Genomic DNA, 20755 nt, shown 5'->3' with positions numbered 1-20755 from the left:
AAAACTAACTATGAAAACTATAATTATGAAACCGATTCTTCTGGTAATGTTTGCGGTAATTTTGGTTAGTTGTGGTAAAGAGACTTCCACAACAAATGATTCCCTAATTGGGATAGAATTTCAACAATTTAAAGAAGTCAACCAACTATCACATTACATTAAAGTTAGTGATACCACCATTTATGGTGATTCATTTGATTCGCAATTTGGAATACTTCACTTACGTGATGATGCTAATAGTTTGATACTTTTTAATAAGATTTCTCGCGATTCATTTGGTAATGGAAGACATCATAAAATAGTGGATACTTTAGTCATCCCAAGCGTAACCCAGGAAACATTTATAACGATAGGCTATTGTGAAATAGATGGTAATGAGGACGAAAACATTATTGCATTGGTAGACAAAGCAGATAATTTGATGATTCAACATATCCAAAAAGCATGGCAAGCAAATACGATTTCCGAAAAAATTGAACCGCTAAAAGATTTAAAAGGAATAACTTGTTTTAACGCGCTATTTTTTGATTAGTAACAAATTTTAAAATGGCCACATAATTTGAGATTATAATGAAATTCAACCAATTACTTTTTATAATTCTGGCCATATCCCTAACGGCATGTGGTAATGATCCTTTACCAAAACCAGCAGCACATTTACGCTTGGAATACCCTACGGCTGACTATAAAAAATTAGAAGCTGGTTTTCCGTTTACTTTTGAAAAAAATGAATTGGCTGCACAAATTAAAGCGCGAACTATTAGTAATGATTCTGGTAGTTATGGAATTGATTTAATGTATCCTGCTTTAAAAGGCACCATTTATTTAACCTATAAACCAATCAACAATAATAAAGAACGGTTACTAACATTGCTTAAAGATGCTCAAGGATTTACACAAGAGCATACCGTAAAGGCAGATGAAATAGCGGAGCAAGTATATGAGAATAAGGAGCGAAAGGTTTATGGAATGTTTTATGAAGTTGGTGGTAATGCCGCATCACAATCCCAGTTTTACGTAACGGACAGCATCAATCATTTTTTAACAGGCTCGTTGTATTTTTATGCGAAGCCTAATTTCGATTCTATTTTGCCAGCTGCTAAATATCTTCAAAAAGATATTCAGCAAATTATGGAAACCGTAACCTGGAAATAAAAAAAAAGCCATTCTAAAAAATTTAAAATTCAGGTTGAATAATTCAATAGACTAATAGTATTATTTTGAATTATAAATGATGCACTAAAATTGGCTACATAAGGGCGAAGTTATTGTTTTCTTCGTTTAAAAGAATTAATATTTCGATGTATTGCATCGAAAACATAGCGTATTTTAACTTTGTGGTATTAAAAAATCTTATATTGGGGTAGATGAATATCAAATTATTAATTTAAACTCTATCATTCTGAAACACCCCAAATTTATTTTAGCATTGATGTTGTCAACAGTATTTTTTTCCTGCTCAACAGAAGAAAATACAATATCTGTTGAAAATACAACATCTTTATCTGAACAGAATTCGTTCCTAAAGCAAAGCGATGAAATAATTGCTTTTAGAGAAGCATTGGCCGAATTTTCTCGTTCAAATACGTTAGAGCAGAAGAATGGTAAACCAGTTTCTATATTCAACAGTACGAACCAAGAGCAAATTATTAATCAATCGAGAATTCTTTTAAATACTTTTGGGTTTTCTAATGCAGAATTAGATAAGCTAAATAATAACAACTTAATTTTAATTAAGGCGCTTAAAGTATATGCTGAAAAAACAAAATTAACCTACTAAATCTATTAACCATGAAAAAAATACTTTTACTATCCGTATTGTTTTTAGGCCTACAAACTATGGCTCAAAAAACCGTTTATATATATAATTTCTCAAGCACTAATTTTGATATTGGAGATATTGGAACAAAAAAGCAAACAGCTAGTCATCCAATTTTTTTAAGTAAGCCTTCTGGTGGTCTTATTTCTATACCTCCTGGTGCAACTTATATATTAGAAGCTAGTCCTGCTAGTACAAACAGATTCCCTTTTTATTCCCCAACGAGTTCGCCAAATATTGATAACTGGTCTAGACAATTGGTTTCTGGAGGAGCTTGGTCTAATCCTTTACCAAGTAGTTTGGTTGCAAATATTTATGGAGCTACCCAGATAATTGAACATGTTAAAACACAAGTAGGACCTAGTGGAGCCCTTGGGGGAGGAACGCTCTTCCCTGTGTCACCAGACTATTTTGATAGTTATACTTATGGGTCTTTGGGAGGAACCGTATCTTTAAATGTTATTGATCCAGTTAGTGGTGCAGCAGTACCTGATGGAGAAACGTACATTGTAATTACTGATTAACATTGTAAACAAACTATGATGAAATTAATACAACTATTCTATATCATTTGTTTTATAGGTTTATATGAAATAGGTTACGCCCAAACCTTCGATTATCAAAGAGGTTGGGCTACTTATTTTGGTGATGAAGGTGTAAATCTATCTGATAATACCATAGACTCAGAAGGTAATATATATCTAGTTGGTAGTGTCAAAGCGGGAAGTGTTTTTAGTGCTACTACCAACGCACATCAAGTCTCTTTTGGTGGTGGAAGTTCGGATGGTTTTTTAACCAAATTAAACCCTGCGGGAGAAATTTTGTGGTCTACCTTTATTGGGGGCGAGTCTGGCGATGCTATTCTGGGTATAACTATTGGAGTTGACAACAGTATCTATCTTTTAGGGCGTACAGGTAGTGCTAATGGTATTGCAACTAGTAATGCCTGGCAAACTAATATAGAAGGCAGTTCAGATGAGTTTCTGGCAAAGTTTAATACGTATGGAACTAGGATTTGGAGTACTTACTATACAGGGTCAAATAGTGATCCAGATGCACTAGTAACCAGTATAACCCATAGTTATGGTATAGTGGCCAATAAAAGTAATGATGGTATTTATTTTTATACTAAAACAAATAAAACTAATGCAGCTACACCAAATGCATTTCAAACAACAATAAACCAAACCAATAATAGTCTGATAACCAAATTTTCTGTGGATGGGCAGCGTATTTGGGCAACATACTATGGCATTAATAGTTCTAATATTTATAGTATAACTTTAGGATTAGATGGCTTGTATGTGGCAGGAGTATCACGGGATTGTTTTCCTCCAACAACCAATTCATATTTTTCTACACCAAACAGCCATCAGGTTGAATCTGGTAGTTGCCAAGATATTTTTGTAACTAAATTTTCGTTAGCTGGAGAGCGTCTTTGGAGTACCTATTATGGCAATAATTACCCAGAATATCTAAATAAAAACTCTTTACTTGTTGTAAATAATGTGTTGTATTTTACAGGAAATAGTATAGGTAGCAATAATATAACGACGCCGAATAGTTATCAAGAACAATCAGAAAACACAATTTGGACACCGTTTTTAGCGAAATTTGATATTCTAGGAAATCGTATATGGGCTTCTTATATTGGTTTAGAACCAGATAACTTTGACGATGTGGATGATACTACAGTTACATCATTTTTAGCAAAGGATAGTGCTGGTAATGTATTCGTGTCTGGGACAAGTAGGCTTCAAGAAAATATAGCAACCATTGGTGCATATCAAGAAACCAAATTGGGTAGATATGATTCGTTTGTGGCGCAGTTTAACGCCGATGGTGACGTAAATTGGGGCACCTATTACGGTAGTAATGAAAATGATTACGCTTCTAAATCTTTGGTTTATAATGACGTTTTTTATTTGGTGGGTGAAACTGTTAGTGAAACAGGAATAACAACACCTAATAGTATTCAACCTGACTTTATTGATGGTGGTAATAATACAGACGGCTTTATAAGAAATGTGTTTATAGTACGTTTTGAGCCTTTACCATTAAGTGTGGAAGCGTTTGCAGCTTCCAATTTTGAGGTGTATCCAAACCCTAACCAAGGCAGCTTTAATATTAAAAACCCTAATAATGAGCCATACACAGTTCAAATTTACAATATGCTAGGCCAATTGGTTTTAGAAACAGGAAAGAAACAAAATTCTGTAGAGCGCATTGACACACTTAATTTAAGCAGTGGCTCCTATCTTTTAAGCATTACAACAGATAGTAATGCTACGTATACACAAAAGATGTTAATTACAAATTGAAGCACTTAATTTTTAAACGTAAAGCTTTTGTATAAAAAAACCAGAAAAATTAATTTTCTGGTTTTTTTATTTTTAGTCCATATTTTAATGGATTCATTTATGCTTTGGCTTTATCAGCACAACAAGCCATTTTACAGTCGTCAGCACAAGCTGTTTTTTCAGCATCTGTTTTGTCTGCACAACAGGCTTTTTTGCAATCTTTATCGCAGGCTTTTTTGTCCATAGAAGTATCAGGTGTCGTTTCACCTTCAAAACTATCAACAGTTTTCATATCTTTTACAGAATAAACATCACCAGCTTGTTTAACAACTTCTTCTAATGAGGTTGCATTCACTTTAGCTTCATCATATTCTACCATTGCTAAACGCGTGTCAAAATCAACTTTAGCCGATTTTACACCATCCATTCTAGCCATTTTCTTTTCAATAGTTTTTGCACAACCCATAGCACACGTCATCCCTTCGATAGTGAATTCTGCTTTAGCATATGTAGCATTTGGATCTAATTCTGCTACAGCCACTTCAGTAGATTGAGTTTCAACAGTTACTACTTCTGGCGCTGTTTCATTTTTACAACTTGCAAAAGCTAGTGCTAGAACAACAAGTGTCATTATATTTTTAAATGTTTTCATTTTTAATTGTTATTAAGTTCATTACAAAATTACTAAATATTGCCATTTATTGCATTTAAAATTGGAGTTTTGTGCCTTGAACTGGTTTTGATATGAAACAAATTGATAGTAAGTGGTTATATTTAGTTGTGCTTTCCGTGATTTGGGGTACGTCGTTTATTCTGATTAAAAAATCACTTTTAGGACTAACACCTTATCAATTAGGAGCTATTAGAACTATCGTTACTGGAATTTTCTTACTTGCTGTAGGTTTTAATAAGCTTAAAACCATTGATAAACGTCAATGGAAATGGATTGGTGCTTCGGGTTTTTTGGGTTCTTTTTTCCCTGCTTTTCTATTCGCTATTGCGGAAACTGAAATTGATAGTGCTGTAGCATCTATTTTAAATTCATTAGTGCCATTGAATACCATTTTATTAGGATTTGCTGTTTTTAAAATAGCATCAACCAAGCGTCAAGTTTTAGGTGTGATAATTGGATTTATTGGAACGGCTATCCTTATTTTAAAAGGAGCCGAGTTAAATCCGGAACAAAACTATTTGTATGCTGGTTTTGTTATAATTTCAACGGTTATGTATGCGGCTAATGTGAATATTATTAAACGCTATTTACAAGATGTGAAACCCTTGGCTATTGCAGCTGGAAATTATGCTGTTATTACCATTCCCGCTTTGATAATATTAATTTTTGCAGATTTTTTCACAACAGAAACCTTATCAAATCCAAACTTAAAAATGGCTTTGGTTTATGTAGTCATTTTATCCTTCTTCGGGACGGCTTTGGCAAAAGTGTTATTTAATAAATTAGTTCAAATTTCTACGCCTGTTTTCGCATCGTCAGTCACCTATTTAATGCCAATTATTGCACTGGTTTGGGGTGTTTTAGATGGTGAAGGGTTTAGTCTGTGGCAAGGATTAGGATCGCTTATTGTTTTATTAGGTGTGTATTTATCTCATAAACGTAAAAAATAAAAGCCCGAAGTTTCCTTCAGGCTTTTGAAATATATGGTTTGATTTCTAATTACTCGAAATCGGCATCCGAAACACCTTCATTTACTTTAATTTCTTTTACAATAAAGTCAATTGTTCTTGGACCCATTGTTTGTGAAATTTTAAAAGGAAACTTAACGCCTGAAACATCTTTATAGTCACCAAAGAAAGTAGCTGACTGTCCCATTTCTGAAGCTTCTACTTCTTTAATTTTTAAGCCAGTTTCAACACTGTAATAAACTGAAGTCTTTTCATCAACTTTAATTTTATAAGCGTTTTCACCATCTATCTTTTCAATTTTTTCTAAAGTAACACCACCATTTAAGTAGTTTACTTCAGGAAAAGGAGACGATTCTACTTGTGCATCTTTAACCTCGTCTTCCGTCATATCTTTACGCTGACCTTGAGCTAAAGAATAACCAGCTGCACCATCTAAAACTTGTTTTTGAGTTTGACCCATCACGCTAATTTGTTGTAAAGATTGGTTTTTAACGGTTTTCTTCATTTCTAAATTAATAACCACGCCTGGTTGTAATTCTGCTTCAGCTGTGATATAAACCGAGTTTACTTTGTCTAATTTAGTCTTGCCACCAATAGCGTTAATATATGCGTTAAGCACTTTATTCGCATTCATGTCCGCAGGCATTTCGATTTCGTATTCTGGCTTTTCAGTTAAATCAGCATACTTGTCATAATAACGAATTGGTAAACCTACTTTTTCTAAATTATCAAGAACTTCACTTCCGTTACCAACTACAATAACACGTGCATTTTCAGGACGCATATATTTTTTTGCTGCCGTTTGAACGTCTTCAATTGTTACATCGTTTATCTTTTGAAGATACGTTTCGTAAAAATCTTTTGGTAAGTTATTTAATTTAATATTCAAGGCATAGCTTGCTATAGTTTCTGGACGTTCAAGTGCCATTACAAAGTTTCCAGTGTATTTTGCTTTTACATTACGTAACACTTCAGCATCTACAGGTTCATTATTAATACGCTTAATTTCTTTCAGTGTTTCAACAACCGAACTATCAGTAACTGCATTTCTAACTTTAGCTGTTGTGCTAAAGCGAGACATGCCATAGCGATTCGCACCTAATCTTGAATAAGCACCATACGTGTAACCATGCTTTTCACGAAGGTTTAAAAATAAATAACCTTCACCACCACCACCAAGTATTTCATTTGCAATTAATGCCGAGAAATAATCAGGATCATTCATTTTTAATGATACGTTGTTGGTAACAGAAATATTAGACTGCGTTGCACCAGGAACATCAATAAAATTGATTTGAGGAACAGGTAAGCTTTCCGCAGTTTTTGGAATTGTAGTGGATACACTAGCATCTGTTTCCCATTCCTTAAAATATTTTTTTACTTGTTTTTCAACCGTTCTAAAATCTACATCACCAATAACAACTAAATAAGCATTGTCAGGATTCATGTATTGTTGGTAATACGCTTTAATGTTATTAAATGTAATATTTTTGATAGTTTCTTCGGTTGTAAACTCACCATAAGGATGTGTTTTTCCGTAAGATAATGCGCTGCCAACACGACCTGCAATAGCATCCGGATTTTTATCGCTATTTTTTAAATTTTCAATTAGCTTTGTTTTTTCAGCTTCAAACTCTTCTTCTGTTAATAAGGGATTGATAACGGCATCTGCCATTAATTCCATAATACGTTCAGAATATTGCGTTAATGAGCTAGCAAAACCGCTTCCAAAACCTAAATTAAGACTGGCACCTAAGAAGTCAATTTCTTCATTAAATGCATCTTTAGAAATTGATGTTGTTCCATTTCCTAACATAGAGCCTAATACACTAGTTACACCAGCAATATCGCCTTCAAAAATAGGGCTGTTATCTATACGTAGTGAATAGGAAACACGCGGTAATTTATGGTTTTCAACAACTAGAACTTTTAAGCCGTTTTTTAGTATAAATTCACCAGGTTCTTCCAAAGTAATTTTTGGAGCTGGTCCAGCTTTTGGTTGTTTAGATCGGTCTATTTGAGCTGAAACGCTAATAGCGATAAAGAACAGGACAACAAAAGCAGATAGTTTCATTTTTATAATATATGTATTCATCTTATTGATCGTCTTTTTTTGGTAAGTAATCTATTTCTACTCGTTGGTTTGCATTTAAATACTTTTTAGCAACGTTTTGTATATCTTCTCTACTAATAGAGCGGTAAATATCTATTTCATTATTAATTAGGTTTACATCACCATATAATAAATAGTAGGTAGCTAAAGAATCTGCAATCCCAGAGATACTTGCATTAGAATTTACAAATTGATTTTCAAATTGATTTTGAAGTTTTTGATAATCACGTTCTGAAATTAATTCAGATTGCATTTTTACAATTTCCTCATCCATTTCAGATAATAAGGTTTGAATAGTCACTTGGTCACCTAATGGTAAAGCGAATAAAGCAAAAATATTATAATCAACTTGAGGGATGTTTATAGCTTGAACGGTAAGCGCTTGTTTTTGTTCATCTACTAATTTCTTATACAATACCGAACTTTTGCCACCACTTAAATATGATGAAATCATATCTAAAACGCGAGCATCTTTAGTAGCCATTCCTGGACCCCTATATGCTGCAATAATTGCTGGTGTTTGAATATTCTTATCGTACGTAGTTGCTTTAACCGTTTCTGTAATTGGTGCTTCGGAAGGGAAGTTACGAACTACTTCTGGTCCTTTTTTTACGGCTCCGAAATAATCTTTTACTAATGCTTTAGTTTTCGCAATATCAATATCTCCAGCAACTACTAAAACAGCATTGTTAGGAACATAATATGTTCTAAAAAAAGTCATAAACTCTTCTAAAGTGGCCGCATCTAAATGCGCCATTTCCCCAATATTGGAATCTTTGTATGGGTGTAATACAAATAAGTTTTCACCAATAGTATTTAAAATTTGACCGTAAGGTCTGTTGTCAAAACTTTGACGTCTTTCTTCTTTTACTACTTCGTTCTGTGTATCTACACCAACTTGATCAATAACAGGATGTAGCATACGTTCAGATTCTAGCCATAATCCTAATTCTAATTTGTTAGAAGGGAAAATCTCATAGTAATAAGTTTTGTCTTGAGAGGTGTAAGCGTTGAAAGTTCCACCATTAGCTGGAATAATTTTCATGAATTCACCACGACCAATATTTTCTGTTCCTTCAAATAATAGGTGTTCAAAAAAGTGTGCAAAACCAGTACGGCTTCTATCTCCATCTTTACCACCGACATCATACATCACTGAAGTAGATACTACAGGTGCTGTATTGTCTTGATGCAGTATAACGTGTAATCCATTATCCAAATCAAATTCTTCAAATTTCACTTCTTGTGCAATACTAGTAATGATGGCTAGTATACATGCAGAAAAAGTTAATAATCCTTTTTTCATGTGTGTTTGTTTTTTGTTAAATGACATGTCATATGTCTGTTATGTATGCAATATGTTACAATTTTTCAAAAATAAGAAATACTTACCGCTTTTATCATAATTGTTAAAAAAACATAAACAAATTATTATTTGCCATAAATTTTCACGAAATTTAAGAGTAACAAAAAAATAACTTATGAAAAACTTCATTTTACCCGTTCGGTTTGGCCTTATTACAAGTGCTGTTTTAATTGCTTATTTTTTAATTTTAGCATTAGTAGATAAGCACACGAACCCAGTTTTTAGTTTTTTAAATGCCGCTATAACGGCTTTCGGAATTTTTGAAACCATACGTTATTATAAACTAGAACAAGGGGATTCGTTTACATATTCAAATGGTTTTATAGCAGGTTTATTATCAGGTTTTATTGCTACAGTTGTTTTTACAATTTTCTTCTTACTTTATATTACGGAAATTAATGGCGATTTTGTTTCGGAAGTTTTGTCTTTAGTAGATTACGGAACGCCGGTTAGTGTTGGTGTCATGACCTTTGTTGTTGGTATAATGGGTGTAGCTACAACCGTAATTTCGGCATTTACGGTTATGCAGTATTTTAAAAAAAGCTGGAATATTTCGTAATTTAAATAAAACGTTTGTAGTTTAATTATTTAGCAGTATATTTGCATCCGCTTTCCGTGAGGTTAGCAGATTAATAAACTAATTTAATAAAAACGTTACGCTATGTACGCAATTGTAGAGATAGCAGGGCATCAATTTAAAGTTGAAAAAGACCAAAGAGTTTTTGTTAATCGTTTAGCAACAGAAGAAGGTAAGGAAGTTTCTTTCGATAACGTTCTTTTAATTGCAGATGGTGACAATATAACTGTAGGCGCCCCAGCTATAACTGGAGCTCTGGTAGGAGCAAAAGTATTAAAGCACCTTAAAGGTGATAAAGTTATTGTTTTCAAAAAGAAAAGACGTAAAGGTTACCGTGTAAAAAACGGACACAGACAATCTTTAACGGAAATCGTAATTGAGAGCATTGCAGCTTCGGGAGGCAAAAAAGCTGAAAAAACCGAAAAAGCAAAACCAGCTAAAGCAGAGAAGACAGTGAAAGCTGAAAAAGCTGCACCAGCTAAAAAGGAAGAGGCTACAAAAGCAGCTCCAAAAAAATCAACTGCTAAAGCAGACGATTTAAAGAAAATTGAAGGTGCTGGACCAAAAGCTGCTGAAGCTTTGGTGAGTGCAGGTTTTGAAAGCTTTGCTAAAATAGCAAAAGCAACGCCTGAAGCATTAAGCACTGTGTTAACAGATGCAAGTTCAAGATTAGCTCACATTGTGACTGACACTTGGCCAAAACAAGCGGCTTTAGCTGCTGATGGTAAGTGGGATGAACTTAAAGAATTACAAGATAGATTAGACGGCGGAATCGAGAAATAATTTCGTTATTATTAATAAAATAAAACCTTAAGACAATGGCTCACAAAAAAGGAGTTGGTAGTTCGAAGAATGGTAGAGAATCAGAATCAAAACGTTTAGGCGTTAAGATTTTTGGTGGACAAGCTGCTATTGCTGGAAATATCATCGTAAGACAAAGAGGTAATACACATCACCCAGGTGAAAATGTGTATGGTGGAAAAGACCACACGTTACACGCTAAAGTGGACGGACTTGTTAAATTTACAAAGAAAAAAGACAACAAATCTTATGTTTCAATTGAACCTTTCGAGGCTTAATTAAACAATTTCTTTAACATATATAAAACCCTTTCTGGAAACAGAAAGGGTTTTTGTTTTTTGAAAATGTATCTAATTGGGATTTGCTGAAATTTTAATCTAATTTACTATTTCTTCAAAATCTCATGTATAATCTTTACATGATGATTGGTATGTAATTCCAAAAAGCGATAAATTCTTTTGTTGTTTACGTTCCCAAAAAGCGGATGCTTAAAAAATGCGTTTTTATCTAAATCCGAAATGGTGTCAATGTTTGTTCTTGCTTGTTGCAATTGGTTTACAAGATCTTCTTTTGAAATAGTTTCAGGTGGTTTAACGTTTTTAGGTGCTTTTGCCTTTCCTCTTGGGAAAAATCCTAGCGTAAAAAACAGCTTGCCTAAAAAGCTAAAATCATCTTTATATAAAGCAGGATCTGAAGATTGTAATGTTATAACGACTTGATTAATGACTTTACAGCTATGATCTATGTGCCAACCAATATTTGCTTTTGAAATTTTTGGATTAACAATATCATGCTGATCTATATGGTTTTCTAAAGTGTCTATTAATACATGCATTTTTTTTGAACTCATAGATATAGTGTTTTAAAAAACGAAGTTACGTATTTAAAAGCTATGGTTTTATTGGTTTAGTTGCTTTTTGCAAAGTGGCAATTGCTCAAAAAAAATCCCAAACATGGCTGCTTGGGATTTTCTATTTCAAGATTTCTGCCTTCGCAGGAATTTATTAGTATCTGTAGTATTCTGGCTTATAAGGACCTTCAACGGCTACACCAATATATTTGGCTTGATCGTCTTTAAGTTCTGTAAGCTCTACACCAATTTTTTCAAGGTGTAATTTAGCTACTTTTTCATCTAAATGTTTTGGCAGCATGTACACGTCGTTTTCGTATGCATCTAAATTTGTCCATAATTCAATTTGAGCTAATGTTTGGTTTGTAAAGGAGTTACTCATTACAAAACTTGGGTGACCTGTTGCACAACCTAAATTCACTAAACGACCTTGTGCTAAAATAATAACGTCTTTTCCGTTTACGGTATATTTATCCACTTGTGGCTTAATAACATCTTTTGTGTGACCATGGTTTTTGTTTAACCAAGCCATATCAATTTCGTTATCAAAATGACCAATGTTACAAACAATCGTTTTGTCTTTCATGGCTTCAAAATGCTCACCACGAACAATATCTTTATTTCCTGTAGTAGTAATAACAATATCTGCATTTCCTACAACGGTTTCTAATTTCTTAACTTCAAAACCATCCATGGCAGCTTGAAGCGCACAGATAGGGTCGATTTCTGTAACGGTTACAATACTTCCAGCACCTTTAAAAGACGCAGCAGTACCTTTACCAACATCACCATAACCACAAACAACTACGCGCTTTCCAGCTAACATAATATCTGTTGCACGACGAACAGCATCTACAGCACTTTCTTTACAGCCGTATTTATTATCGAATTTCGATTTTGTAACCGAATCATTTACATTTATTGCAGGCATTGGTAATGTACCAGCTTTTACACGCTCGTATAAACGGTGAACACCTGTAGTCGTTTCTTCTGAAAGACCATTAATTCCTTTAGCTAATTCTGGGTATCTGTCTAAAACCATATTAGTTAAATCGCCACCATCATCTAAAATCATATTTAGTGGCTTTCTGTCTTCACCAAAAAATAAGGTTTGTTCAATACACCAATCAAATTCTTCTTCGGTCATATCTTTCCAAGCATACACAGCTGTTCCTGCTGCTGCAATAGCTGCTGCTGCCTGATCTTGTGTAGAGAAAATATTACATGAACTCCACGTTACTTCAGCGCCTAAAGCTTGTAATGTTTCTATTAAAACCGCTGTTTGGATCGTCATGTGCAGACAACCTGCAATACGTGCACCTTTAAGTGGCTGTTCATTTTTGTATTCTTCACGAAGACTCATTAATCCTGGCATTTCTGCTTCAGCTAAATCCATCTCTTTTCTTCCCCAAGCCGCAAGCGACATATCTTTTACCTTGTTCGGTATGTAAGCAACTGTTTTTGTACTCATAGTATTTTTTTCTTAATGTTTTTATAGCCTAACAACTTTGGCAAAAGGACATAAAATGGTTAAATTCGCTTGTCGCAATTGTTAAATCTGCTTTAGGCAGTGCAAAGATAACTAATAACTTTTAGAATATTAAATGCCGCTTTATAAAACCCTTATTCCCAACTCACAAACTACTGTTAAAATCTGGAAGATAGAAGAATCCTATGACGATTTAATTCAGCCAATTACCTTAAGACCTGAAAGTTTCAGGCGCGTTTTAAGTATGAAAAGTGAGTTGCACCAACGTGGTTTTTTAAGTGTTAGACATTTGCTTGCCGAGTTTGGTTATACGGATTCTGATTTGTATTATGATGAAAATGGAAAGCCGCATTTAAAAGATGGTAAGTATATTTCTATAACACATTCCTTTACATTTTCAGGAGTGGTGGTTAGTGATCATTTAGTAGGCATTGACATTGAAAAGCAACGTGACAAAATTGGTGTTATTGCCCATAAATTTATGGATTATGAAAGTCAGTATTTACAAAAAGAAGCCCAAGATTATATTCGGAAACTGACCGTTATTTGGTGTATTAAAGAATCGCTTTATAAGTTGTTTGCGACTCCTGGGTTGAGTTTTTTACAACACACATTGGTTATTCCATTTGAAATAATAGATACCGAAACACGTGCTTGGATAGATTATGATAACAAAAAACATAGTTACAACACTACTTTTATAGAGTTTGAAGGTTTTACCTGTGCTTTTGCATTACCAATTTCGTAATGAAGACTATTTATAATCACATATTGCAAGCTATTTCTAAAGGCGAAAAATTACTAGCCGTTTTAATCGATCCTGATAAAATGGCTATAGATTCGGTTGCCAATTTTATAGTAAAAGTAAATGCGTCTAGAGCTACACATATTTTTGTCGGCGGAAGTGAAGTTGCGGAACAATTAACAGAATCTTTAGTAATAGAAATTAAAAAACACACCAAATTACCCATTCTATTATTCCCTGGTGATGTAAAACAAATAACAAATCAAGCGGATGCGCTTTTGTTTTTAGCATTGATTTCAGGTAGAAATCCAGACTATTTAATCGGTAAACATGTTGAGGCAGTTTCTAAATTGAAAGATTCAAATTTAGAAATTTTGTCAACCGGTTACATTTTAATTGAAAATGGCAAACAAACAGCTGTACAACGTGTAACCGAAACGGCACCACTGCAAAATAATAATATCCAATTAATAGCAGATACAGCCAAAGCAGGCGAGTTACTTGGTATGAAACTGATATATTTGGAAGCAGGAAGTGGTGCTTTGCAACCTGTATCCATAAATATAATTAAAAAAGTAAAATCGGACATACGCATACCCTTAATTGTGGGAGGCGGAATTCGAACTTTAAAACAATTAGAACAAGCCTACCAAGCTGGAGCCGATTTAGTGGTTATTGGAACCGCTTTTGAAGATGATGAGTCTTTTTTTGAAGAACTTCAAGATTGATAATGTCACCTTGAGCACAGTCGAGAGGTTTTAAATTTAAAGTAAGTACAAACATTAAATAGATTACCGCTTTCGCGGCAAATACATATGAAAATATCAGTAGAATTAACCTTAACACCTTTGCATGATGACTACGAGCCAGCCATCATTCACTTTATTAAAAAGTTACGAGCATCTAATTTAAAAGTTCTTGAAAACCCTTTAAGCACCCAAGTTTATGGTGATTATGATGCGGTTATGCAATTGTTAACTGTTGAAATAAAAGAAGCCTTTGAACTCATTGAACGCGGTTTGCTACACATGAAAATTGTCAAATCAGATAGACAGGATTATGAGCCTCATTTTTGATTATCTATTTGGTCAGTACAGCGATTATGATACACTAGATATTGTACTTGAAATCATTGCCGTGGTTTTCGGGTTTCTATCGGTTTGGTATTCTAAACAGAACCATATTTTTGTGTTTCCAACGGGTATCATTAGCACGAGTATCTTCGTCTATTTATTGTTTAAATGGGGATTATTAGGCGATATGATTATTAATGCCTACTATTTTATAATGAGTATTTATGGTTGGTACATTTGGACACGCAAAGTAGATGATACGCATGAAACACCAATCACATCATGGACTAAAAAGGATAAACAGATTTCGATTGGAATTGCAGTTGTTGCAGTGGTTTTTGTTGCTGTTATTTATCAAATTTTTGATAAATGGAGTAGTTGGGTGTCTTATGTTGATATTCTAACAACTGCTATATTTTTCGCTGGTATGTGGCTTATGGCAAAACGAAAAGTGGAAAATTGGATTTTCTGGATTGTAGGTGATATTATTTCAGTTCCCTTATATTTCTACAAAGGATTTACCTTTACAAGTTTACAGTATTTAGGTTTTACAGTATTAGCAATTTATGGTTATTTAGCATGGAAGAAACACTTAAACAAGACGACAGTCAGTGCCTAAAAATTGTGCTGTTTGGTCCTGAATCTACAGGTAAAACCATTCTTGCTAAAAAATTGGCTACTCATTTTAATACGCTTTGGGTTCCAGAATTTTCAAGGATTTATGCCGAAAATAAAGCAAAATCACATGAGGTGCTAACTCAAGATGATGTATTGCCAATTGCGGAAGGGCAAATGGCATTAGAAAACAAGCTAACGCAGCAAGCTGATAAATTACTAATTTGCGATACCGATTTACTAGAAACAAAAGTATATAGTGAAGCTTACTATCAAGGCTTTACTTCAGAACGCTTAAATAAATTTGCGACAGAAAATTACTATAATCTTTATTTTTTAACTAATATTGATCTGCCATGGGAGCCTGATGGCATTCGCGATAAACCGCATGAAAGAGAAACGATGTTTCAAGCGTTTCAAAATGCGTTAGAAATTCACCAAAAACCCTATATTCTATTAAGTGGGAATCTAACAAAACGTTTTGAAGTTGCCGTAAAACATATTAATGAATTATTAAAAAAGTAAGGTATGACTTTTTCTGAAAAGGACATAAAGCAAATAGAATCAAAGGGTTTAACCGTGGAAGGTGTTAACAAACAGCTTGAAACCTTTGTTTCCGGTTTACCCTATTCAAATTTGGTAGGAGCTGCAACGGTTGGTGATGGCATTTTACGCCTCAATGTTTCGGAAGTTGAAAACCTTGTGGCATTTTTTGATGAAAATAAAGACCAATTTGATATTATAAAATTTGTTCCAGCATCTGGTGCAGCAACACGTATGTTTAAATTTTTGTTTCAGTTTTTGGAAGAATATGATCCAGCCGAGCAAACGATTAATTCGTATATGAATACACGCGATGATAAAAGTTTGCATGTTTTTTTTGTTGGTTTAGAGAAATTCCCATTCTATTTTGAAGTCATTGATTTGTTACGTAAAACCTATCCAAACTTCTCGGATTTGGACGATAGCTACCGCTCGCAATTATTTGTAAAAGCCATGTTAGACGAAAATGGTTTGAATTATGGTAATTCGCCTAAAGGATTATTGCCTTTTCACGAATATAATAATCAAATTGTTTCCACGGCTTTTGAGGAACATCTATTTGAATCTGCTTTGTATGCGTGTTGCAATAAACAAGCAAAACTGCATTTTACTATTTCGGAGAGTCATAAGGATAAATTCAGTAATGAATTTTCAAGAATTGAAGATAAAGTAGAACGTAAAACCAATTCTCAATTTGATATTTCGTTTTCTTATCAAAAAGAATCAACCGATACAATTGCTGTAACAGCTAAAGATGAGCCCTTCAGATTAGAGAACGGCGATTTATTATTTCGTCCATCGGGACACGGTGCGTTAATTGAGAATTTAAATGATTTGAACGCGGATATTATCTTTATTAAAAACATTGATAATGTGGTTGTTTATAAGTTTAAAAATGAGGTTGCCAAGAATAAAAAGATTCTGGCTGGGATTCTTATGGAAATTCAACAACAGGCATTTCAGTATTTAGAACAAATTGAAAATGGCGAATTATCGCACGAAATAATCATTGAAATCGCCCGATTTTTAACAAATAGTATGCAGGTGCAAATTTCTGCTGAATTTGAAAAATATGCCGAAAAGTATCAAATAGAATATCTTCAGAATAAATTAAATAGGCCAATTCGCGTTTGTGGTATGGTAAAGAACGAGGGCGAGCCTGGAGGTGGACCATTTTGGGTTAAAGATGAAAGTGGAACTATTTCACTTCAAATTGTAGAGTCGGCTCAAATAAATCAAAAGAATAAATATCAAAAAAGTATCTTAAAAAATGCCACACATTTTAATCCTGTAGACTTGGTTTGTGGTGTAAAAGATTACAGAGGAAATAAGTTTGATCTCACCCAATTTGTAGATCATAAAGCCGCTTTTATTACCAAAAAAACACGATTAGGAAAAGAATTGAAAGCCTTGGAGTTGCCAGGTTTATGGAATGGAAGCATGGCCAATTGGAATACTGTTTTTGTTGAAGTGCCACTCATTACCTTCAACCCAGTTAAAACAGTAAACGATTTGCTGAAGTCACCACATCAAATAAAATAATATGTTTGATGCAGCATTTCTTATAACAGAATTATCATTTAAAGCGGTTAGAAGTTCAGGAGCTGGTGGTCAGCATGTGAACAAAACATCCTCTAAAGTGGTGTTAAATTGGGATTTACCAAATTCGCAAGTATTTTCAGAAAACCAAAAAGCGCGTCTTCTTAAAAGGTTAGATAATCGGTTAACTACTGAAGGTGTTTTAATACTCTCCAGTGAAGATAGCCGCAGTCAACATAAAAATAAGGACTTGGTTATCAAACGCTTTTTAGAGTTGATTAAACAAGGGTTGATTGTACCTAAAAAACGAAGACCAACCAAGGTTCCAAGAGCCGTGAAACTTAAACGTCTTTCCAACAAGAAAAAGAATGCTGATAAAAAGGCAAATAGGAAACCACCTGAAGTTTAGATTAATAATTTTTCATTATTACTTGGTAATTCTACATTGTTAATTACCTTTGCAGCGTTCTCATAAAGGGGTGCCCAATAACGGCTGAGATCATACCCATTGAACCTAGAACAGGTAATGCTGTTTAGGAAAATAACAACAATTTTGTACTGTTGTGCGTGTTTACGTATGGCAACAAAAAAACTAATTTTTAATCAGAATAATCACCTCTTTTTATTCGCTAAATTTATTTTATCGAATGAAATTTTTATTCAACAACGCGTCAGTTTTTCGCTGGCAACATTTTCAAAAAGCAGGTTTGCTTTCCATTTTTTTAACGACTTCTTTTGGTGTTTTTTCACAAGAAAAACCACAGGATTCTACAAAACGAGAAACACTAGACGAAGTTTTAGTGCGCTCGGTTCGGGTTAAAGCAGATTCGCCAATTACACATTCTAACCTTTCAAAAGAGGAGATAGAACAACGGAATTTGGGGCAAGATATTCCCATTTTATTAAACTTCCTACCGTCTGTTGTTACCACATCAGATGCTGGAGCAGGAGTAGGTTACACAGGTATTCGTGTGCGTGGTATTAATGCGCAATCTACAAACGTAACTATTAATGGAATCCCGTATAATGATGCCGAATCATTAGGGACATTTTGGGTGAATTTAAACGATTTTGCCTCATCAGTTGAGAGTTTGCAATTACAACGTGGTGTAGGAACATCCACTAATGGAGCTGGTGCTTTTGGAGCCAGTATTAATGTGCTAACCGATGCGGTTTCAGATGAAGCCTATGGCGAATTTGCTAATTCCTTCGGTAGTTTTAATACCCGAAAACATACCTTAAAATTTAGTACTGGTTTGCTGAATGATAAGATTGAATTTGCAGGACGTTTATCAAACATTAAATCGGATGGTTATATTGATCGTGCTACGTCAGATTTGAAATCTTATTTCCTTCAAGGATCTTATAAATCAGCAAATACCTTAATAAAAGCCATTACCTTTTCGGGTAAGGAAATAACCTATCAGTCCTGGAATGGTTTGGAAGATGCAGATAAATTGGACAATGATAGAACCTATAATACAGCTGGAGAATATACAGATGAAAATGGCAATACCCAGTTCTACGAAAATGAAGTAGATAATTATCAGCAAGACCATTACCAATTGCATTGGAACCAACGTTTTGATAATAAGTGGTCTACCAACATGGCTTTCAATTATACAGCTGGACGTGGTTATTTTGAGCAGTATAAAGAAGATGCCGAGTTTGCCGACTACGGTTTAAATGATGTAACCATAGGAACAGAAACAATAACCGAAACCGATTTGGTAAGACGTCGTTGGTTAGATAATGATTTCTTTGTGGTGAATGCCAATGCGAACTATAAAAACAATCAATTAGATGTGCTTTTTGGAGGTTCATACAGTTATTATGATGGTGGTCATTTTGGCGAAATTATTTGGGCGCAATTTGCTAGTAATAGTGATAATAATGATCATTATTATGAAAGTGCAGGTATTAAATCAGATGTCAATTTTTTCGGAAAAGGAACGTTTAGATTGAATGAAAAAATCAGTCTGTTTGCCGATTTACAATTACGATTAGTTGATTATACAATTGATGGATTAAACTCGGACAGAATTCCATTTGATGTAGATGAAAATTATGCGTTTTTTAATCCCAAAGCAGGAATTAACTATAAATTGAATACTGAAAATAGTATGTATTTCTCATATGCACGAGCAAATCGTGAACCAAGTCGTGATGATTTTGAAAACAATGCAGATGTAAAACCAGAACAATTAAATGACTTTGAATTAGGTTGGCGACATAATAATGAAAAGTTCCGTGTTAATGTAAATGCCTATTACATGTTATATAATGAGCAATTAGTTTTAACAGGAAATATTGATCAGTCTGGAAACCCAATTCGTACCAATAGTGGTGATAGTTACCGATTAGGTTTAGAAGTGGAAGCAGCAGTTCAAATAGGCGAGAAGTGGCGATTACAACCAAGTATAACATGGAGTTCCAATAAAAACAAAGAAACTATTACAGAGTTTGATGGTAGTTTGGTGAATTTTGGTAAAACAGATATTTCTTTTTCACCGGAATGGATAGCTTCCAATGCATTAACATTTCAACCGATTACTAATTTACAGTTTACACTTTTAAGTAAGTATGTTGGCGAACAATTTATGAGTAACACGGAATCTGAAGCTTCTAAATTGGATAGCTATTTTATAAATGATTTTAGTGTTAATTACGAATTGTCATTCCGAAGAGATGAAAATTCTAAAGCATTTTTAAAATCTATTTTGTTTTCAGGATTGGTAAATAACCTATTTAATGTCAAGTATGCATCTAATGGCTACTATTACACATTTGATGATGATTACTCAAATCCACCACAAGTGTCAACTATAGAAGGTGCTGGTTTTTATCCACAAGCAACTACTAATTTTTTATTGGGAATGACTTTGAAGTTTTAAGAAGATTATGTGTGTAAAATAATCTCATAAATTAAAAAACTGCCTAAAAACAAATTATCGTTTTTAGGCAGTTTGCGTTTAGAGGGTGTTTTTACGGGAAAACCGTAACGGGTTTTGCAACTTTTCGATGAACTGCACAAATTCGTTAAAAATTGCTGCTCAAACTGTTTTTATTATTATTATGTTTGATTTATCCGAACACAAATTGAGTTATTTAAGAAGTCTTTCAATGCGTTTTTTAGATAATTTGTTGCTACATAACTAGCGCTAGTTTTTATTTTTTAATCTAACTTTAGGTTGGAAAAGACTTCTTATTAAAAGGCTTCTGAAATTTAGACTTCTTAAACAATCTTTTGTTTAACCGACTAGCCATATAAACTAGTCTAAAAT

Annotated in this window: 22 protein-coding genes; 17 read left to right on the top strand and 5 right to left on the bottom strand. The window is 33.8% G+C overall.

Annotation, left to right across the window (positions count from 1 at the left end; translation table 11 throughout):
- Positions 1 to 10: 10 nt before the first annotated feature.
- From ES675_RS01495 to ES675_RS01475, 5 genes are all read left to right on the top strand, one after another.
- Entirely contained in the window at positions 11 to 532 is a 522-nt protein-coding gene (locus tag ES675_RS01495; RefSeq protein WP_148367206.1) for a hypothetical protein, read from the top strand.
- A gap of 38 nt (positions 533 to 570) precedes the next feature.
- Positions 571 to 1155, top strand: coding sequence for a gliding motility lipoprotein GldD (gene gldD / locus ES675_RS01490; protein WP_148367204.1), 585 nt, complete (start codon positions 571 to 573; stop codon positions 1153 to 1155).
- A 277-nt stretch (positions 1156 to 1432) separates the two neighbouring features.
- Entirely contained in the window at positions 1433 to 1780 is a 348-nt protein-coding gene (locus ES675_RS01485; protein WP_066253841.1) for a hypothetical protein, read from the top strand.
- A gap of 11 nt (positions 1781 to 1791) precedes the next feature.
- Positions 1792 to 2343, top strand: a complete 552-nt coding sequence (locus ES675_RS01480; RefSeq protein ID WP_148367202.1) for a hypothetical protein — start codon at positions 1792 to 1794, stop codon at positions 2341 to 2343.
- Positions 2344 to 2358: 15 nt separating this feature from the next.
- Positions 2359 to 4140, top strand: a complete 1782-nt coding sequence (locus ES675_RS01475) for a T9SS type A sorting domain-containing protein (protein ID WP_066253846.1) — start codon at positions 2359 to 2361, stop codon at positions 4138 to 4140.
- A 97-nt stretch (positions 4141 to 4237) separates the two neighbouring features.
- Here the strand turns inward: ES675_RS01475 and ES675_RS01470 are convergent, their stop codons facing one another.
- Positions 4238 to 4771 carry a heavy-metal-associated domain-containing protein gene (locus ES675_RS01470; protein WP_066255124.1) on the bottom strand — a complete coding sequence of 178 codons (534 nt, stop codon included), beginning with the start codon at positions 4769 to 4771 and terminating at the stop codon, positions 4238 to 4240.
- Positions 4772 to 4863: 92 nt separating this feature from the next.
- Here ES675_RS01470 and ES675_RS01465 point away from each other — a divergent pair, with 92 nt between their 5' ends.
- Entirely contained in the window at positions 4864 to 5742 is an 879-nt protein-coding gene (locus ES675_RS01465) for a DMT family transporter (protein ID WP_066255123.1), read from the top strand.
- A 49-nt stretch (positions 5743 to 5791) separates the two neighbouring features.
- Here ES675_RS01465 and ES675_RS01460 read toward each other — a convergent pair whose 3' ends face one another.
- Together ES675_RS01460 and ES675_RS01455 are read right to left on the bottom strand one after the other, a co-directional pair.
- A complete protein-coding gene (locus tag ES675_RS01460; protein WP_066255134.1) occupies positions 5792 to 7834 on the bottom strand; it encodes a M16 family metallopeptidase in 2043 nt (680 codons plus the stop codon).
- Between the two features lie 22 nt (positions 7835 to 7856).
- Positions 7857 to 9179, bottom strand: a complete 1323-nt coding sequence (locus ES675_RS01455) for a M16 family metallopeptidase (RefSeq protein WP_066255132.1) — start codon at positions 9177 to 9179, stop codon at positions 7857 to 7859.
- 175 nt (positions 9180 to 9354) lie between these two features.
- Between ES675_RS01455 and ES675_RS01450 the strand changes: the two genes are divergently transcribed.
- The 3 genes from ES675_RS01450 (at position 9355) to rpmA (ending at position 10895) form a co-directional block, all read left to right on the top strand.
- Positions 9355 to 9798 (top strand): DUF4199 domain-containing protein, encoded by a 444-nt coding sequence (locus ES675_RS01450; RefSeq protein WP_066255120.1) that lies wholly within the window; start codon positions 9355 to 9357, stop codon positions 9796 to 9798.
- 102 nt (positions 9799 to 9900) lie between these two features.
- On the top strand, positions 9901 to 10599 hold the full coding sequence (gene rplU / locus ES675_RS01445) for a 50S ribosomal protein L21 (protein WP_066255117.1): 699 nt from the start codon (positions 9901 to 9903) through the stop codon (positions 10597 to 10599).
- Positions 10600 to 10634: 35 nt separating this feature from the next.
- Positions 10635 to 10895, top strand: a complete 261-nt coding sequence (gene rpmA / locus ES675_RS01440) for a 50S ribosomal protein L27 (protein ID WP_066255114.1) — start codon at positions 10635 to 10637, stop codon at positions 10893 to 10895.
- 107 nt (positions 10896 to 11002) lie between these two features.
- On the opposite strand, the gene ES675_RS01435 is transcribed toward rpmA, so the two are convergent.
- Both ES675_RS01435 and ahcY read right to left on the bottom strand, forming a co-directional pair.
- Positions 11003 to 11467, bottom strand: a complete 465-nt coding sequence (locus tag ES675_RS01435; protein WP_066255111.1) for a DUF1569 domain-containing protein — start codon at positions 11465 to 11467, stop codon at positions 11003 to 11005.
- Between the two features lie 154 nt (positions 11468 to 11621).
- The gene (gene ahcY / locus ES675_RS01430) at positions 11622 to 12938 is read right to left on the bottom strand and encodes an adenosylhomocysteinase (protein WP_066255106.1); all 1317 of its coding nucleotides are present in this window, start codon (positions 12936 to 12938) and stop codon (positions 11622 to 11624) included.
- 133 nt (positions 12939 to 13071) lie between these two features.
- Between ahcY and ES675_RS01425 the strand changes: the two genes are divergently transcribed.
- The 8 genes from ES675_RS01425 to ES675_RS01390 all read left to right on the top strand — a co-directional run bounded on the left by ES675_RS01425 (position 13072) and on the right by ES675_RS01390 (position 20365).
- A complete protein-coding gene (locus ES675_RS01425) occupies positions 13072 to 13704 on the top strand; it encodes a 4'-phosphopantetheinyl transferase family protein (protein WP_066255103.1) in 633 nt (210 codons plus the stop codon).
- The gene (locus tag ES675_RS01420; RefSeq protein WP_066255100.1) at positions 13704 to 14429 is read left to right on the top strand and encodes a geranylgeranylglyceryl/heptaprenylglyceryl phosphate synthase; all 726 of its coding nucleotides are present in this window, start codon (positions 13704 to 13706) and stop codon (positions 14427 to 14429) included. The genes ES675_RS01425 and ES675_RS01420 overlap by 1 nt, the downstream gene beginning before the upstream one ends.
- Before the next feature lie 87 nt (positions 14430 to 14516).
- Positions 14517 to 14777 carry a thiamine-binding protein gene (locus ES675_RS01415; protein ID WP_066255098.1) on the top strand — a complete coding sequence of 87 codons (261 nt, stop codon included), beginning with the start codon at positions 14517 to 14519 and terminating at the stop codon, positions 14775 to 14777.
- Complete coding sequence (gene pnuC / locus ES675_RS01410; protein WP_066255095.1) at positions 14761 to 15393, top strand: nicotinamide riboside transporter PnuC; 633 nt, start codon at positions 14761 to 14763, stop codon at positions 15391 to 15393. The genes ES675_RS01415 and pnuC overlap by 17 nt, the downstream gene beginning before the upstream one ends.
- Positions 15354 to 15914: an AAA family ATPase gene (locus ES675_RS01405; RefSeq protein ID WP_066255093.1), complete on the top strand. Its 561-nt coding sequence runs from the start codon at positions 15354 to 15356 to the stop codon at positions 15912 to 15914. Before pnuC ends, ES675_RS01405 begins: the two co-directional genes overlap by 40 nt.
- 3 nt (positions 15915 to 15917) lie before the next feature.
- Positions 15918 to 17474 carry a DUF4301 family protein gene (locus ES675_RS01400; RefSeq protein ID WP_066255087.1) on the top strand — a complete coding sequence of 519 codons (1557 nt, stop codon included), beginning with the start codon at positions 15918 to 15920 and terminating at the stop codon, positions 17472 to 17474.
- A gap of 1 nt (position 17475) precedes the next feature.
- Positions 17476 to 17880 (top strand): alternative ribosome rescue aminoacyl-tRNA hydrolase ArfB, encoded by a 405-nt coding sequence (gene arfB, locus ES675_RS01395; RefSeq protein ID WP_066255084.1) that lies wholly within the window; start codon positions 17476 to 17478, stop codon positions 17878 to 17880.
- Between the two features lie 238 nt (positions 17881 to 18118).
- The gene (locus tag ES675_RS01390) at positions 18119 to 20365 is read left to right on the top strand and encodes a TonB-dependent receptor (RefSeq protein WP_066255079.1); all 2247 of its coding nucleotides are present in this window, start codon (positions 18119 to 18121) and stop codon (positions 20363 to 20365) included.
- Positions 20366 to 20755: the final 390 nt, after the last annotated feature.

Origin of the sequence: Algorimicrobium algoritergicola (genome assembly GCF_008086165.1) — a bacterium.
Classification (GTDB): Bacteria; Bacteroidota; Bacteroidia; order Flavobacteriales; family Flavobacteriaceae; genus Algorimicrobium; species Algorimicrobium algoritergicola.
The sequence above is the reverse complement of the archived record's forward strand: the minus strand, read 5'-3'. Positions and strand labels throughout refer to the sequence as shown.

Excerpts from the sequence above, each read along its gene's own strand:
- arfB (WP_066255084.1), top strand. The coding sequence starts at position 17,476 with ATGTTTGATGCAGCATTTCTTATAACAGAATTATCATTTAAAGCGGTT.
- ES675_RS01405 (WP_066255093.1), top strand. The coding sequence starts at position 15,354 with ATGGAAGAAACACTTAAACAAGACGACAGTCAGTGCCTAAAAATTGTG.
- ES675_RS01480 (WP_148367202.1), top strand. The coding sequence starts at position 1,792 with ATGAAAAAAATACTTTTACTATCCGTATTGTTTTTAGGCCTACAAACT.
- gldD (WP_148367204.1), top strand. The coding sequence starts at position 571 with ATGAAATTCAACCAATTACTTTTTATAATTCTGGCCATATCCCTAACG.
- ES675_RS01485 (WP_066253841.1), top strand. The coding sequence starts at position 1,433 with ATGTTGTCAACAGTATTTTTTTCCTGCTCAACAGAAGAAAATACAATA.
- rplU (WP_066255117.1), top strand. The coding sequence starts at position 9,901 with ATGTACGCAATTGTAGAGATAGCAGGGCATCAATTTAAAGTTGAAAAA.
- ES675_RS01420 (WP_066255100.1), top strand. The coding sequence starts at position 13,704 with ATGAAGACTATTTATAATCACATATTGCAAGCTATTTCTAAAGGCGAA.
- ES675_RS01460 (WP_066255134.1), bottom strand. The coding sequence starts at position 7,834 with ATGAAACTATCTGCTTTTGTTGTCCTGTTCTTTATCGCTATTAGCGTT.
- ES675_RS01470 (WP_066255124.1), bottom strand. The coding sequence starts at position 4,771 with ATGAAAACATTTAAAAATATAATGACACTTGTTGTTCTAGCACTAGCT.
- ES675_RS01415 (WP_066255098.1), top strand. The coding sequence starts at position 14,517 with ATGAAAATATCAGTAGAATTAACCTTAACACCTTTGCATGATGACTAC.
- ES675_RS01455 (WP_066255132.1), bottom strand. The coding sequence starts at position 9,179 with ATGAAAAAAGGATTATTAACTTTTTCTGCATGTATACTAGCCATCATT.
- ES675_RS01450 (WP_066255120.1), top strand. The coding sequence starts at position 9,355 with ATGAAAAACTTCATTTTACCCGTTCGGTTTGGCCTTATTACAAGTGCT.
- ES675_RS01475 (WP_066253846.1), top strand. The coding sequence starts at position 2,359 with ATGATGAAATTAATACAACTATTCTATATCATTTGTTTTATAGGTTTA.
- ES675_RS01495 (WP_148367206.1), top strand. The coding sequence starts at position 11 with ATGAAAACTATAATTATGAAACCGATTCTTCTGGTAATGTTTGCGGTA.
- ES675_RS01390 (WP_066255079.1), top strand. The coding sequence starts at position 18,119 with ATGAAATTTTTATTCAACAACGCGTCAGTTTTTCGCTGGCAACATTTT.
- ahcY (WP_066255106.1), bottom strand. The coding sequence starts at position 12,938 with ATGAGTACAAAAACAGTTGCTTACATACCGAACAAGGTAAAAGATATG.
- ES675_RS01400 (WP_066255087.1), top strand. The coding sequence starts at position 15,918 with ATGACTTTTTCTGAAAAGGACATAAAGCAAATAGAATCAAAGGGTTTA.
- ES675_RS01435 (WP_066255111.1), bottom strand. The coding sequence starts at position 11,467 with ATGAGTTCAAAAAAAATGCATGTATTAATAGACACTTTAGAAAACCAT.
- ES675_RS01425 (WP_066255103.1), top strand. The coding sequence starts at position 13,072 with ATGCCGCTTTATAAAACCCTTATTCCCAACTCACAAACTACTGTTAAA.
- ES675_RS01465 (WP_066255123.1), top strand. The coding sequence starts at position 4,864 with ATGAAACAAATTGATAGTAAGTGGTTATATTTAGTTGTGCTTTCCGTG.
- pnuC (WP_066255095.1), top strand. The coding sequence starts at position 14,761 with ATGAGCCTCATTTTTGATTATCTATTTGGTCAGTACAGCGATTATGAT.
- rpmA (WP_066255114.1), top strand. The coding sequence starts at position 10,635 with ATGGCTCACAAAAAAGGAGTTGGTAGTTCGAAGAATGGTAGAGAATCA.